Genomic DNA, 14,677 nt, shown 5'->3' with positions numbered 1-14,677 from the left:
TGGTGAAGATATTACCGATGCCAGATGGACTTGCTAATAAGATCGCAGCTGGAGAGGTAGTAGAACGTCCAGCATCTGTTGTAAAAGAATTACTAGAAAATAGTATTGATGCAAATAGTACATCGATTAAGATTGAAGTGGAAGAAGCTGGACTCCAGCAAATTAAAATAACCGATAATGGAGAGGGCATGGATCCAGAAGATGCTGAACATTCCTTTGCACGTCATGCAACAAGTAAAATTCGTAGTGAAAATGACTTATTTCATGTCAAAACATTAGGATTTAGAGGTGAGGCACTTGCTTCTATTGCAGCGGTTAGTAAACTTACACTAAAGACTTCAACTGGTGGTGAAGCGGGTACAGTCTTAAAACTTGATGGTGGTAAGATTGTTGAACGAAATAAAGGGGATGCCAGACAAGGAACTGAAATGACCATAGATGCATTATTTTTTAACACACCAGCCAGGTTGAAGTACATGAAGACAATCCATACGGAACTTGGTCATATTACGGATGTTGTCAATCGAATAGCGCTTTCTAATCCGACGATTCGATTTGAACTGTACCATAATGGGAAAAATATTTTCCAAACAACAGGTCGGGGAGATGTCATTCAGGTCATTTCACAGGTTTATGGAATTAATGTGGCAAAGAAAATGCTTCCAGTATCTATAGAAACGTTAGATTTTTCAATTACAGGCTACATTGCAAAACCAGAAGTAACACGTGCATCACGAAGTTATATTTCAACGATTATTAATGGACGTTATATTCGTAGCATTCCGTTAAATAAAGCGATAGCAAGCGGCTATCATACGTTATTGCCAATTGGTCGTAGCCCGATTGTTATATTGAAAATTGAAATGGATCCAATCTTGGTAGATGTGAATGTACATCCTGCTAAATTAGAAGTTCGTTTTAGTAAAGAAAAGGATTTGTTTTACGCAGTGGAAGAAACTATTCGCAAAGCTTTTCGTAAAGAAACGCTTATTCCTGATAACAAACAGGAAGAGCCAAAATCTGAGAAAGTCAAAAGTACACAGCACACTTTTGCATTTGATTATAACAAGAGAGCTGATTTGGAACAAAATCATTACCCAAAATCATATACACCTCCTCGTGATGATCAGGATACGTTTGAGCCAGCACAAGCAGCCGCGTTAGAATCGATGGCAACATATGATTTGGAAGCTATTCCCCGAGTAGCAGAAGAGGTTAATGATACACATGAAAATAATATATCAGCTCAAGAAGTGAAATCGGATCGAATTCCTGTGATGTATCCAATTGGACAACATCATGGTACGTATATTATGGCAGAGAATGAAGAAGGCTTATATATGATTGATCAGCATGCTGCGCAAGAACGAATTAAATATGAATATTTTCGTGATAAAATTGGTGATGTTCCAAATGAACTACAAGAACTTTTGTTACCGTTAACGTTCGACTTTTCTAAACAAGAGGCTTTATTAATAGAACAACATCAAGAAGAATTAAAAAAGGTCGGTTTATTTTTTGAACACTTTGGTCAACAAACATATATCGTTCGGGCTCATCCGCAATGGTTTCCACAAGGATTCGAGGAAGAGGTTATTCGTGATATAGTTGAACAAGTAATAGAAGAAGAGAAAGTGGATATTGCTAAGTTACGTGAGGATGCTGCTATCTTAATGTCTTGTAAACGGTCGATCAAAGCAAACCATTATTTAAATAAAGACGATATGTTTCAGCTATTACAAGATCTTAGAAAATCAACTGATCCATTTACATGTCCGCATGGTCGACCTATTATTATTCATTTCACGGGATACGAGATGGAGAAGATGTTTAAACGAGTAATGTAAAATACTTGTATAAAAGAGGCACCTAGTTAAAGACTAGAAGTAAAAGTAAAAAGGTTAGGTGCCAATATGCAAGAAAATAAAGACTTGATTCACTATTTAAATCTTGAGTTATCCAACGTTGCAGTACTTTATGTAAAACTTCATCGGTATCATTGGTATATCCAAGGAAGTCAGTTTTTCACATTACATGCTATTTTTGAGGAGCATTATAAGGAATTAGCTACCGATTTTGATCAAATTGCAGAACGTATATTAGCGATTGGTGGCAGGCCGTTTGCAATAATGGAAAAGTATTTGCAAACAACGAGTCTGAAAGAAGCACAAGCTGATGATGAACCATCAGAAACAATGAGACAACTGATAGAAGACTATCAGCAAATTTGCGATGAAATAAACGAAAATGCTTTACCAAAAGCGAGAGATTATCCAGATAAACCGACTGAGGATCTCTTAATTGGCTTACAAGCAAAGTTAGAAAAATATATTTGGATGCTAAAAGCACACCAAAAACTATAATGAATGAGGGGCTATCATGATGGAAGATTCATGAGCCTTTTTTTTTATTTATTTTAATGTATAATTAGTCCAAGAAGAATGGAAAGCGATGATAAGGGGAATACCGATGAAACAAATTGTAATTGCTATTGTTGGTCCCACAGCGGTTGGGAAAACTAACCTTAGTATAGAAATTGCGAAAAAATTTGATGGAGAGATCATTAGTGGTGATTCCATGCAAATCTATAAAGGGATGGATATTGGCACTGCTAAAGTAACCGAAGAAGAACAACAAGGAATTAAGCACCATATGTTAGATATTAAATCACCAAACGAAGACTTTTCTGTTGCAGATTTTCAAAATGAAGTAAAGCGACATATTGAAGAAATTAAAGAGCGAGGAAAACTTCCGATTATCGTCGGCGGTACAGGGTTATACATAAAAGCTGCCTTATATGACTATCAATTTACAGACGAAAAAAGAGATGACACGTTTCATGAAAGAATAGAAGAAGAAATAGAAGTACAAGGCATGACTTCAGTCTATCAAAGATTGCAAGCCATAGACCCCGCGCAAGCAGAGAAGATTCACCCGAACAACGTAAGAAGAGTAATTCGTGCGCTTGAAGTGTTTGATCGAACAGGAATAACCATGACGGAACACCATGCAAACCAAAGTGAATCATCACCGTACAATCCTATTTTAATTGGATTGGAAATGGACCGGGAAATATTGTATAATCGAATCAACCAACGAGTTGATCTCATGATAGAAAAAGGATTACTAGACGAGGTAGAATATTTCTATACGAAAGGATTAGAAAAGGTCCAAGCAATGCAGGCAATTGGATATAAGGAGTTTATTCCATACTTTAAAAGGGAACAATCTTTAGAAGAAGTAATCATGCTATTAAAACAAAATTCAAGAAGATACGCAAAACGCCAATATACATGGTTTAAAAATAAGATGGATGTACATTGGTATCAGATCACTCCTGATGAGCAATTAAAAATAGTTGAAAGAATTTTAGATGATTTAGCAGGAATGATTGAAAAGAAGTAGAAATAATATAATAGAGATAGAAAAGAGGAGGAAACTATATGTCACAATCTGTTAATATTCAAGATCAATTCCTAAATCAAATACGTAAAGACCATATCCAAGCTACTATATTTCTAACAAATGGCTTTCAATTAAGAGGTACTATTAAAGCATTTGATAATTTCACCGTATTATTAGACACGGATGGAAAGCAACAATTAATTTTTAAACATGCAATCTCTACTTTCGCGCCAGTTAAAAATGTTACATTAGAAAAAGAGTAAGTTAAGTAGAAATACTATATTCCACCATGGCTCCCTTTCCAAATAATTAATAATTGGAAAGGGAGTTATTTTTTGAAAAATTCTTCTTTATAATTTAATTAATAGTTATTGGAAAAGTAACTTTGCTAGAAACGTGCCCAAACTGTATTGGTTACTAAATTAATAAAGGTATTTTTCAAAGGTTATTTATAAGAGTGAATTACTTATCTAAGAATGTTAACGAGACGGATAGATTCAGGAGGGATGACTTTGGAGAAGAAAAAACGGGGGAGAAAAAGTGATATCTTAGAAATAATGACTTATTGGATACCAGAAATTATTTTATTACCATTCAGGCTAGTTGGATGGACGCTAAGAGGTGTCGGTAGGTTGATACGAATTATATGGGAAGGATTTTAATTTATTTAGAAGTAACGCTAAATTAAAATTAACTCTATCTAATACTGTTACTAGAAGGTGATTAAAATTAAAAAAATATGTTGTTTCATTATGTTAATAAGTAGCTTAATTCTTATGATTGGTTGTTCTAATGGCACTACAGAAAGTGATACACCTTCAAATTCAACAAATAATTTAGAACCAATAATTTTTAAGTATAATGAGAATGAGTATAAAATTGTGAATTTTTATCAGGAGTTTTCACAATATATTAAAGAGGCTGAAAACCATCCTGACAATTTAGATACATTATATATTGACACGGTTCTAGAACCATTTACAAAAAGTGTGTTCGGTGAAGATTATGGAGAATTCATTTCCAAGCAATGGGGGTTTGGGACGCCTACTCGCCCAAAGATCCTTGAGGAATATCTTCTTTATCTGAATGAAAATAATAATAAAATCAATGACTTAATAATTGATGCTTTAAAAAAATCAACTGATGAACTTTCTTCTGAAGATGATAAAGTAGTATACATACTCCTTGCAAGTCCAGATGATGTGACTAAGATGAAGTGGTTGAAAGGTGTTACGGGTATGACGTGGGATCAAAACGTTATCACCATTCAAATTGCTCCACCATTTCTTGATGAGGATATTTTAAAGTTTGTTGTTGCCCACGAATATCAGCATGCTGTTTTCTTTGAGAAAAACGAGATTGGGACAAATGCAACAGTTTTGGAAGAGGTTATGTTGGAAGGTAAAGCGGATACGTTTGCACAAATTATGTATCCAGAAGTTGTGACACCATGGAATGATTTTTCAACGAAAAGTCAGGAAGAAAACACTTGGAGTTATTTAGAAAAGAACTTAAATTCTATTAATGCTTCTATAAAAGATGACTTATTTTACGGGAATTCTAGCAAAGGGATTCTAGATACCTCTAATTATAAAATGGGTAACAAAATTATGGATAGTTTTATTCAAGAAAATCCAAGTATTTCTATTGAAGAGTGGACGGAGATGTCAGCAGATGAAATACTCGAAAAAAGTAAATATGAAGCAAAGAACCAAGAATAATAAATCGTAAAGTATGGGATACCCTTAATTGACTTTGCCACACGATTTTAGATATGTATAATATGTGTAGCTTCTTTTAAATCAAGTTGTTTATCTATTCAATTTAAATATTATAGACTCCAATACTTTTTTATATAGGCATGTGTCACACACTAGGCTTATACCACGTATAATGTGGATGGTAAGGGGTGATTGATGGTGGAATCGCAAGTATCTTTTCCTAAACAAAATCAAATAAATATTGTCTTGCAAGATCAACGCGAGCGATTAGGGAGTAGTGACGAGAAAATTTATGACCCTTTTCAACAGTTAGACCAAGCATTTTCAAGTTTTGTTGGTCTTGATTTATTAAAAGATAACATCAAAGAAATATATGCAAATGTACAAATTAATCAACAAAGAGAAAAAGCTGGGATGAAAACACAACCACAAGTATTACACATGTTATTTAAAGGGAATCCTGGTACGGGAAAGACTACCGTTGCACGTAAATTATCCGTATTATTTCGCGAGTTAAATATGTTGTCAAAAGGTCATTTTATTGAAGCAGAGCGAGCTGATTTAGTTGGAGAGTACATTGGTCATACGGCTAAGAAAACACGTGATTTAGTAACTAAAGCACTTGGAGGTATACTATTTATAGATGAAGCTTATGCTTTAGCTAGAGGTGGCGATAAAGATTTCGGTAAGGAAGCGATTGATACACTAGTGAAACAAATGGAGGACCATCATGGGGAGTTTATTTTAATATTGGCGGGGTATCCGTTAGAAATGGAATATTTTTTATCTATGAATCCAGGTCTTGGTTCACGTTTTCCGATTGTTTTAGACTTTGATGATTATTCTATTGATCAGTTAATTAATATAGCGCATAAAATGACTGCCGAAAGAGAATATCAATTAACAAAAGAAGCAGAATGGAAGTTAAGAACACATCTAACTAAAGCAAAGCGTGACAGTAATCACGCCAATTTTGCTAATGCACGTTTAGTGCGAAATATGATTGAAAAGGCAATTCGGAAACAAGCTGTTCGTTTATTAAAAAAACGACATTATAGTACAGATGATTTAATGTTGATTACAGTTAAAGATATTGTGTTAGAATAGAAGTATTGCTTCATAGAAGAAAAGAGGATTAAGATATGGTAGAAAATGTACTAGTAATTGCAGTTCATAAAAAAATGAGTGATGAAGAAAGACTATATTATTCACTTGAAGAGTTAAAATCATTAACAGAATCAGCTAAAGGTAAAGTTATTGAAACGCTTATTCAAAAGCGGGATCGGATTCATCCCGCTACATATATAGGATCTGGTAAGCTAACAGAATTAATGGAATTAATTGAGGAGCATGAAATTGATTTAATTATTGCGAATGACGAATTATCATCTAGTCAAATGCGAAATTTAAATGAAAAATTAGAAATACCAATTATTGACCGTAGTCAATTGATTCTAGATATTTTTGCGCAACGTGCCCACACAAGAGAGGGTAAATTACAAGTAGAGTTAGCACAGTATAAATACATGCTTCCAAGGTTACATGGTCAAGGTGCATCTTTATCGCGATTAGGTGGAGGAATTGGTACACGTGGACCAGGTGAAACGAAACTTGAAACAGATCGACGTCATATTAATCGTCGAATTGATGAAGTGAAAGAAAAACTTGAAACTGTTGTGAACCAACGTGCACAATACCGTAAACGTCGTAAAACAAATAAAGCTTTTCAAATTGCGATTGTAGGGTACACGAATGCTGGTAAATCAACCTTATTTAATCGCTTAACAAAAAGTGAGTCAATGGAAGAAAATCAATTATTCGCAACGTTAGATCCGATGTCTAGACAAATGCAATTTCCAGTTGGTTTGCAATCAATTGTGACTGACACAGTTGGATTCATGCAGGATTTACCAACGGCATTGATTGCTGCTTTTCGTTCTACGTTAGAAGAGGTAAGAGAAGCGGATTTTATTTATCACGTAATTGATGTAAACCATCCTGATTACCCACAGCACTATGAGACAGTACAAAAACTGTTGAAGGATTTAGACGCAGACACAATTCCTTCTTTAATGATCTATAACAAAAAGGATTTGTTAACAACAGGTTTTATTCCGTCTGTACATCCATCAATTTTAATTAGTGCTCTAAGCCAAGAAGATCGAAATCAAACATTGTTAAAGACAGAAGAAATATTAAAAGAGCAATGGGTGTTTTATGAAAAGATCATCTCAGCTACAGAAGGTAAAAAATTGTTGTCCTTTCGAAATCATACGCTAATGACAAAACAAGAATTTAATGAAGATGAAGAAACGTATCTAGTACAAGGTTATATGCCTGATGGTCATCCATTACAGTATAGCTAGAAGGAGCAAAGGACCAAGCAAATGTTAGATGAAAAGATTATCCAAGTAGAGAAAGATATTGAGATAGAACGCAGGAAAATTCAACAAACTGCAGAGCGCAATCAGCTACGGGTATTAAATGCATTTCGCAATCAAAAGATTAGTGAGAGTCATTTTAACCCTACAACTGGTTACGGATACGATGATGTAGGTAGAGACGGACTAGAACGAGTTTATGCTTCTGTATTTAATACAGAAGACGCACTCGTTCGTTTGCAGTTAATTTCTGGTACGCATGCGATTACGACAGCGCTTTTTGGTATATTACGACCTGGAGATGGACTAGTATATATTACAGGTTCTCCCTATGACACTTTGGAAGAAGTGGTCGGGGTTCGTGGTAAAAATAATGGCTCCTTAATTGATTTTGGGATTGAGTACCAAGCTGTTTCATTAACAAATCAAGGTCAGATAGATTGGCAAGGAGTAAAAAGTCAAATAAATAAACATACAAAGGTAATTGGTATCCAACGTTCTAAAGGATATGCCGATCGTCCATCATTTACAATTGATGAAATAGAAGAAATGATTACATATGTAAAGTCAATTAAAGAAGATGTGATTGTATTTGTTGATAATTGCTATGGTGAATTTGTCGAAGAAAGAGAACCAACAGATGTAGGAGCAGATTTAATAGCAGGTTCTTTAATCAAGAATCCAGGTGGTGGAATTGCACGTACTGGTGGTTATATCGCAGGAAAGAAAGACTTGATAGAATTAGCGGCTAATCGACTAACAGCACCGGGTTTAGGTAAAGAAACTGGAGCAAGTTTAGGGATTTCACAAGAACTGTTTCAAGGTTTATTTCTAGCGCCTCATGTTGTAAGTGAAGCATTACAAGGAGCTGTATTCACTTCAAGGATGTTAGACGTAGTTGGTTTTAAGACTACACCTGCTTATAATGCCAAAAGAACAGATCTGATTCAATCTGTTACTTTTGACACAGCTGAACAAATGATTGCTTTTTGTCAATCTATCCAAAAATCGTCACCAATTAATGCACATGTAATGCCTTATCCAGCTGCTATGCCTGGATATGAGGATGATGTAATCATGGCAGCAGGGACATTTATTCAAGGTGCAAGTCTTGAATTAACAGCTGATGGACCAATCCGTCCACCATATACAGCGTATGTTCAAGGTGGTTTAGTATATGCGCATGTAAAAATAGCAATAATAGAAGCGATTGAAAGTTTTCTTAAAAAGGGCTTTCTCAAGTAAACAACAAAGATTAAACCAATAAGTGGAAAAATAGGGTTAAAATTATGCGAATTCGTGTAATAATATAAATTTTTTGAATATTTTTATGTAAAGAAAGCTCACACGTATTGACAATTATATTGGCGAATGTATAATAGAAATATGGAAAGGCAAGTAAGGAAGGGGTTGAGGTTATGAGCGAGATTGATAGACGTTCAATGCCCTTATTTTCCATTGGTATAGTCAAATCTTTGGCTGATTTAACAGCAAGACAAATTCGGTATTACGAAGAACACAATTTAATTCATCCTGCTCGTACTGATGGTAATCAGCGCTTGTTTTCTTTTAATGATGTAGATCGTCTTTTAGAAATAAAGGAACTAATCGATAAAGGAATTAACTTGGCTGGAATTAAACAAGTCTTATCTGTTAAAGACTTGCCCAAAACACAAGTAGTAGATGAACAAAACCCACCTGAATTAACAGAAAAGGAACTCAGAAAAATACTCCAAAAAGAGTTGCTAGATTCAGGTAGGTTAGGCAAGGCTTCGTTGAGGCAGGGAGAGCTATCACGGTTTTTCCATTAAAAAGATTATCTAAAGGAGAGGAAAGCATGTCAAAATTCACTAAAGAATCAATCAAGCAACAGATTAAAGAGGAAAACGTTAAGTTTATCCGTCTTCAGTTCACGGATTTACTAGGAACAATTAAAAACGTTGAGATTCCTTTAAGCCAATTAGACAAAGCATTCGACAATGAAATGGTATTTGATGGTTCATCAATTGAAGGTTTTGTTCGTATTGAAGAATCAGATATGAAATTATATCCAGACTTAGATACTTTCGTAGTATTTCCTTGGACATCTGAAAAAGGTAAAGTCGCTCGTTTTATTTGTGACATCTATAATCCAGATGGTACGCCTTTTGAAGGTTGCCCACGTTATAACTTAAAACGTAATATTAAGAAAATGGAAGAACTAGGATTTTCTAAATTTAATATTGGTACAGAACCAGAGTTTTTCTTATTCGAACTAGATGCAAATGGTAACCCAACACTAGACTTGAATGACCATGGTGGTTATTTTGATTTAGCACCAACAGATCTTGGTGAAAATTGCCGTCGTGATATCGTTCTTGAACTTGAAGAAATGGGTTTTGAAATGGAAGCTTCTCACCACGAAGTTGCTCCAGGACAACATGAAATTGACTTTAAATATGCAGATGCAGTAAAACATGCTGACGATATTCAAACGTTCAAATTAGTTGTTAAAACAATTGCACGTCAACACGGATTACATGCTACTTTCATGCCTAAACCATTGTTCGGTGTAAACGGTTCTGGTATGCACTGTAATATGTCATTATTCAAAGATGGCAAGAATACATTCTTGGATGAAAATGGTCCATTACAATTAAGTGAAACTGCTTATCAGTTTATCGCTGGTATCATTAAGCATGCATTAAGCTTTACTGCAGTTACAAACCCTACAGTGAACTCTTATAAGCGTTTAGTACCTGGTTACGAAGCACCTTGTTATGTTGCTTGGTCTGGTTCTAATAGAAGTCCACTTATTCGTGTACCATCTTCAAGAGGATTGAGCACACGTATTGAGGTTCGTAGCGTAGATCCAGCTGCTAATCCATACCTTGCAATGGCAGTATTATTAGCTTCTGGTCTAGACGGTATCGAAAACAAACTAGACGCTCCAAAAGCTATCAACCGCAACATATATGTAATGGACAAAGAGGAAAGAGAAGCAAATGGCGTTCAAGATCTGCCAGCTACTCTATATGATGCAGTACAATTACTTAAAGGTGATGATGTATTAGTTTCAGCTCTTGGTGACCACTTATTCGAACATTTCGTTGAATCTAAAGAAATCGAATGGGACATGTTTAGAACGCAAGTACACCCTTGGGAAAGAGAACAATACATGCAAACATATTAATAGGCAAAACCCCTTGATGCTTAAAGCATCAAGGGGTTTTTGTTTGTTTTGATTTTACTAGAGTAATTACACCAGCCGCGAACGCACTCACAAAACACCCACGAACTAAGTATCTTAATTAAGTTTTCGGAGATTTTAAAATAAATATGTACGATACACACTAAAAATTTCTCTATTTGATAAATTTGTTATAAGTGGATTTTTATTATTGTGTTTTTTTGTTAAATAATCTAGAATAAAAAGAAATTTATTTCAATTTTGACGATCATTTTATAGAGAGGTGATAACATTAGAATCTTTTATTTAATTTATATAGCGTACATTTTAGTTATTTTGTTATTAAACAGTATTTTTAATTTAGAGAACTCTATTTTGACATGGTTTTTTGCTGTGTTTTTGTTATTTGTTATTTTTTCCAGCTTTATTAGCAAAGTGAAAAGAATAAATGAACAGAAGGATGAATGAATTTTTCAGTTACGATTATATAAATAACTTGCTATTTTATGTTTTTATTTTTTAATGATTTTTAAAATGAACCAGCCTACTAAAACTATAAGTATAAGCAAAATTAAAGCATTATTAAAATTGAATGTATGCATGTAAAATCTCCTTTAATTATAAAATTTCATTATTATAATCAATAGTTGCAACAGTTTTAATTAGAATTATAAGTGCAACCATAGATCCAAATAAAATTAGAATACTTATTTACCATGAATTATATTTTAAGGTAAAATTTACTGTTTAGAATAATATAAATTAACCTAATGCATTTAGCAAGTAATTATAAGGTTATTTTATTAAAATAATAAATTTAACGTCAAAACCCCCCTTAGCACATCTCTTAGTGCTTTAGAGGGTCAGGTATATTTAATGTAATATTATTTATCTGTTGCAAGTTTAATGGTATAGGTTCCTCTGTCCGTGATCAATGTAAATGTTGAATCTTCAAATTTGTAAATGGTTGTGTCTTCAATTGGTATTTCATATAAAGATGATGGAAGGGCCTGTCGTGTCTCTTCATCTGTTTTGATGTCACCTGAACCATTCAATTGTAATGTATGCATTGGTTCGTATTCATCGAGCCTTCTTGTATCCTTTGAATAAGAAATAGATGTTAACTCCAAGATCGTGTTATCATCATCTTCAAGTTCGTGTTTCGATATTTCAATTGTTTTGCCTGTCCACTCTTTAAGTGTTTCATTAAAATCTTCAATAGACATGTATTTTTGTGTCATCGTTATCACTCCTATCCATTATATTTCCGAATTAACTCAAAAAAATACGATAGTGTGTAGAAAAGATAATGTTTATTTCCTCGCCTAATTGAAATTATAAAAAATCACTTTATTGTGATAAAATCAATTAATGTAAATTAGTTTTTATCGCTGAACGAATCGAATCAAATATTTTAAGAAGAGGGGTCATTTTATATGGGACAATCAATTAAAGGTAAAGTAGCGCTCGTTACTGGTTCAGGTAAAGGTATTGGAAAAGCAACAGCCATTGCATTAGCGAAAGAAGGTGTCCACGTTGGATTGCTTGCCCGAACTGAAAAGGATCTTAAAAATGTCGCAGCAGAGATTGAAGCGTTTGGAGTGAAAGTTGCTTATGCAACAGTTGATGTAGCGTCACTTGAGCAAGTCGAAGCGGCTGTTAAAAAGCTAACGGATGAACTAGGATCGACGGACATTTTAATTAATAATGCTGGTACAGCTAAGTTTGGTGGGTTTCTTGACTTAGATCCAGAAGATTGGAAAAATATTATTGATGTGAATCTAATGGGCGTATATTATGTAACAAGAGCTGTATTACCACAATTAATAGAAAAAAACGGTGGAGATATTATCAATATCGCCTCAACTGCAGGACAAAAGGGTGCTCCTGTAACAAGTGCATATAGTGCCTCGAAATTTGGATTGCTTGGTTTAACGGAGTCGTTAGCAATGGAAGTTCGGAAACATAATATTCGCGTAAGTGGATTAACACCAAGTACAGTTGCCACGGAGCTTGCGGTTTCCAATAATTTGACTGATGGTAATCCTGAAAAAGTTATGCAGCCAGAAGATTTAGCAGAATTTATTATTGGACAATTAAAATTACACCCACGTGCATTTATCAAAACTGCAGGTTTATGGTCAACTAATCCATAAGAAGGTAGACTAAAGAAGGATTCCATAACTATTGTTATGGGTCTTTTTTTATGGAAATCATTCATAATTGTCCACTTATTGGGGCATACTAAAGTATTATTTACGATGGGAGGACATTTATTTGAGTGAGACTAATAAAACAATATCCGTTTTCGGACTAGGTGGTTTGAGTGAGATTGGGAAAAACATGTACGCTATTGAATATGGTGAAGCTATTTTTGTAATTGATTGCGGAAATAAATTTCCTGATGAAAGTTTATTAGGGATTGATTTAATCATTCCAGATATTACGTACTTAGTAGATAATAAAGATAAAGTGAAAGCACTAATTGTTACACATGGACATGAAGATCATATTGGGGCTATTCCCTTTTTTCTAAAAAAACTACAGGTACCTGTTTATGCAACCAGTTTCACATTAGGGTTAATTGAAATTAAATTAAAGGAGCACAAATTATTAAGAGAAACAGACTTGGTTGAGATTGATTCACACACCGAGTTGGAGTTTGATCAAATGGAAGTAAGCTTTTTTAAAGTTAGTCATAGTATTCCAGATTGTCTGGGTATTGTGTTCAAAACACCAGAGGGAAATATTGTGCATACTGGTGACTTTAAGTTTGATTTAACGCCTGCAAATGATCGGAAATCAGATATTCACAAGATGGCTGAGATTGGTAGAGAGGGAGTACTACTTCTTTTATCAGAAAGCACTAATGCTGAACGTTCTGGTTTAACACCATCTGAACAACTAGTTGGTGAGCACGTTATTGAAGCTTTTGAAAAAGCAGAGCGTAAAGTTATTATTTCAACTTTTGCATCAAATATTTATCGCGTACAACAGGTTGTAGATGCGGCACAAGTAACAGGTCGTAAACTTGCACTTCTTGGTCGGAGTATGTTGAATGTTGTAGAAGTCGCAACCCAGCGTGGTTATTTAGATATTCCAGATGATATGTTGATCGATCAAGCTGAAATTAATGATCTGCCTCCCGAGAAAGTAGCGATTCTTTGTACGGGAAGTCAGGGTGAACCACTTGCAGCACTATCACGTTTATCTACTGGTAACTTTAGAGGTGTTGATATTCTTGCTGATGATACAGTGATTTTTGCTGCTGGACCAATACCAGGCAACGAAACTAATGTTACACGAATTGTAGATAATTTATTTTTGATTGGTGCTAAAGTGATTTATGGTGCTGAGAGTTCATCTGGTTTACATGTATCGGGACATGGTTATCAAGAGGATTTAAAATTGATGCTTACATTCATGCAACCAAAATATTTCATTCCAATCCACGGTGAATATCGCATGCTATATAAACATCGATTATTAGCAGAATCAGTTGGAGTAGAGAAGGGCAACACATTTATTCTTAATAACGGCGATGTTGTTGATCTTGATGACTCTATTGCACGACAAACGAGAACAATACCAGCGGGAAATACATACGTCGATGGGATTGGAATCGGTGGTGTAGGAGAAGTGGTTTTGCGTGATCGCAAACAGCTGTCTGAAGATGGTATGTTAGTTATTGTCTTAACGATGAGTAAGAATGATAAGAAACTCATTTCATCACCAGATACTATTTCTCGTGGATTTGTTTATATGAGAGATTCAGAAGAACTACTGGGAGAAGTGAATAATTTAATAACACAAACGGTTAAGGATTTTGAAAAGTCATCTAAAAGTCAGTGGAGTGCAATTAAACAAGATGTTAGGAAATCTGTAGGGAAATATATATTTAATCAAACAAAGAAAAAACCAATGATCCTACCGATTATTATTGAAGTTTAACTAAAAAAGATGGTACGCGTTATAAAGCGTAGCATCTTTTTGTTTGTATG

At 34.4% G+C, this 14,677-nt stretch carries 14 protein-coding genes; 13 read left to right on the top strand and 1 reads right to left on the bottom strand.

What is annotated here, in order from left to right:
- Positions 1–2 precede the first annotated feature (2 nt).
- The 11 genes from mutL to glnA all read left to right on the top strand — a co-directional run bounded on the left by mutL (position 3) and on the right by glnA (position 10,679).
- A complete protein-coding gene (gene mutL / locus D2K62_RS02110) occupies positions 3–1,847 on the top strand; it encodes a DNA mismatch repair endonuclease MutL (protein ID WP_117160847.1) in 1,845 nt (614 codons plus the stop codon).
- Positions 1,848–1,913: 66 nt separating this feature from the next.
- On the top strand, positions 1,914–2,363 hold the full coding sequence (locus D2K62_RS02105) for a Dps family protein (RefSeq protein ID WP_117160846.1): 450 nt from the start codon (positions 1,914–1,916) through the stop codon (positions 2,361–2,363).
- Positions 2,364–2,469: 106 nt separating this feature from the next.
- Entirely contained in the window at positions 2,470–3,405 is a 936-nt protein-coding gene (gene miaA / locus D2K62_RS02100; protein ID WP_117160845.1) for a tRNA (adenosine(37)-N6)-dimethylallyltransferase MiaA, read from the top strand.
- Between the two features lie 38 nt (positions 3,406–3,443).
- Complete coding sequence (gene hfq / locus D2K62_RS02095; RefSeq protein ID WP_112180922.1) at positions 3,444–3,668, top strand: RNA chaperone Hfq; 225 nt, start codon at positions 3,444–3,446, stop codon at positions 3,666–3,668.
- A gap of 249 nt (positions 3,669–3,917) precedes the next feature.
- A complete protein-coding gene (locus tag D2K62_RS18675; protein ID WP_157967832.1) occupies positions 3,918–4,067 on the top strand; it encodes a hypothetical protein in 150 nt (49 codons plus the stop codon).
- A gap of 114 nt (positions 4,068–4,181) precedes the next feature.
- Complete coding sequence (locus tag D2K62_RS02090; protein WP_157967831.1) at positions 4,182–5,126, top strand: DUF2268 domain-containing putative Zn-dependent protease; 945 nt, start codon at positions 4,182–4,184, stop codon at positions 5,124–5,126.
- Positions 5,127–5,321: 195 nt separating this feature from the next.
- Positions 5,322–6,233 carry a stage V sporulation protein K gene (gene spoVK, locus D2K62_RS02085; protein WP_117160843.1) on the top strand — a complete coding sequence of 304 codons (912 nt, stop codon included), beginning with the start codon at positions 5,322–5,324 and terminating at the stop codon, positions 6,231–6,233.
- 35 nt (positions 6,234–6,268) lie between these two features.
- On the top strand, positions 6,269–7,492 hold the full coding sequence (hflX, locus tag D2K62_RS02080) for a GTPase HflX (RefSeq protein ID WP_112180925.1): 1,224 nt from the start codon (positions 6,269–6,271) through the stop codon (positions 7,490–7,492).
- 21 nt (positions 7,493–7,513) lie between these two features.
- Positions 7,514–8,752, top strand: coding sequence for a methionine gamma-lyase family protein (locus D2K62_RS02075; RefSeq protein WP_117160842.1), 1,239 nt, complete (start codon positions 7,514–7,516; stop codon positions 8,750–8,752).
- Positions 8,753–8,925: 173 nt separating this feature from the next.
- Positions 8,926–9,318, top strand: a complete 393-nt coding sequence (locus D2K62_RS02070) for a MerR family transcriptional regulator (RefSeq protein WP_112180927.1) — start codon at positions 8,926–8,928, stop codon at positions 9,316–9,318.
- Between the two features lie 26 nt (positions 9,319–9,344).
- On the top strand, positions 9,345–10,679 hold the full coding sequence (gene glnA, locus D2K62_RS02065; protein ID WP_112180928.1) for a type I glutamate--ammonia ligase: 1,335 nt from the start codon (positions 9,345–9,347) through the stop codon (positions 10,677–10,679).
- A gap of 881 nt (positions 10,680–11,560) precedes the next feature.
- Here glnA and ymzB read toward each other — a convergent pair.
- Positions 11,561–11,917, bottom strand: coding sequence for a protein YmzB (gene ymzB, locus D2K62_RS02060; RefSeq protein WP_117160841.1), 357 nt, complete (start codon positions 11,915–11,917; stop codon positions 11,561–11,563).
- A gap of 195 nt (positions 11,918–12,112) precedes the next feature.
- Here ymzB and D2K62_RS02055 point away from each other — a divergent pair, with 195 nt between their 5' ends.
- Together D2K62_RS02055 and D2K62_RS02050 are read left to right on the top strand one after the other, a co-directional pair.
- A complete protein-coding gene (locus tag D2K62_RS02055; protein ID WP_112180930.1) occupies positions 12,113–12,832 on the top strand; it encodes a 3-ketoacyl-ACP reductase in 720 nt (239 codons plus the stop codon).
- A gap of 121 nt (positions 12,833–12,953) precedes the next feature.
- A complete protein-coding gene (locus tag D2K62_RS02050) occupies positions 12,954–14,627 on the top strand; it encodes a ribonuclease J (RefSeq protein WP_117160840.1) in 1,674 nt (557 codons plus the stop codon).
- The last annotated feature ends 50 nt before the right edge of the window (positions 14,628–14,677 follow it).

The sequence above is a fragment of the Paraliobacillus sp. X-1268 genome, from assembly GCF_003426095.1.
Lineage (GTDB): Bacteria > Bacillota > Bacilli > Bacillales > Amphibacillaceae > Paraliobacillus_A > Paraliobacillus_A zengyii.
Note: the sequence above shows the minus strand (reverse complement) of the source record. Positions and strands in the feature narration are given on the sequence as shown.

What these genes read in the sequence shown, in the direction of transcription:
- D2K62_RS02055 (WP_112180930.1), top strand. Translation starts at nt 12,113, where the DNA reads ATGGGACAATCAATTAAAGGTAAAGTAGCGCTCGTTACTGGTTCAGGT.
- D2K62_RS02070 (WP_112180927.1), top strand. Translation starts at nt 8,926, where the DNA reads ATGAGCGAGATTGATAGACGTTCAATGCCCTTATTTTCCATTGGTATA.
- spoVK (WP_117160843.1), top strand. Translation starts at nt 5,322, where the DNA reads ATGGTGGAATCGCAAGTATCTTTTCCTAAACAAAATCAAATAAATATT.
- hfq (WP_112180922.1), top strand. Translation starts at nt 3,444, where the DNA reads ATGTCACAATCTGTTAATATTCAAGATCAATTCCTAAATCAAATACGT.
- hflX (WP_112180925.1), top strand. Translation starts at nt 6,269, where the DNA reads ATGGTAGAAAATGTACTAGTAATTGCAGTTCATAAAAAAATGAGTGAT.
- miaA (WP_117160845.1), top strand. Translation starts at nt 2,470, where the DNA reads ATGAAACAAATTGTAATTGCTATTGTTGGTCCCACAGCGGTTGGGAAA.
- D2K62_RS02105 (WP_117160846.1), top strand. Translation starts at nt 1,914, where the DNA reads ATGCAAGAAAATAAAGACTTGATTCACTATTTAAATCTTGAGTTATCC.
- glnA (WP_112180928.1), top strand. Translation starts at nt 9,345, where the DNA reads ATGTCAAAATTCACTAAAGAATCAATCAAGCAACAGATTAAAGAGGAA.
- D2K62_RS02090 (WP_157967831.1), top strand. Translation starts at nt 4,182, where the DNA reads ATGATTGGTTGTTCTAATGGCACTACAGAAAGTGATACACCTTCAAAT.
- D2K62_RS02075 (WP_117160842.1), top strand. Translation starts at nt 7,514, where the DNA reads ATGTTAGATGAAAAGATTATCCAAGTAGAGAAAGATATTGAGATAGAA.
- ymzB (WP_117160841.1), bottom strand. Translation starts at nt 11,917, where the DNA reads ATGACACAAAAATACATGTCTATTGAAGATTTTAATGAAACACTTAAA.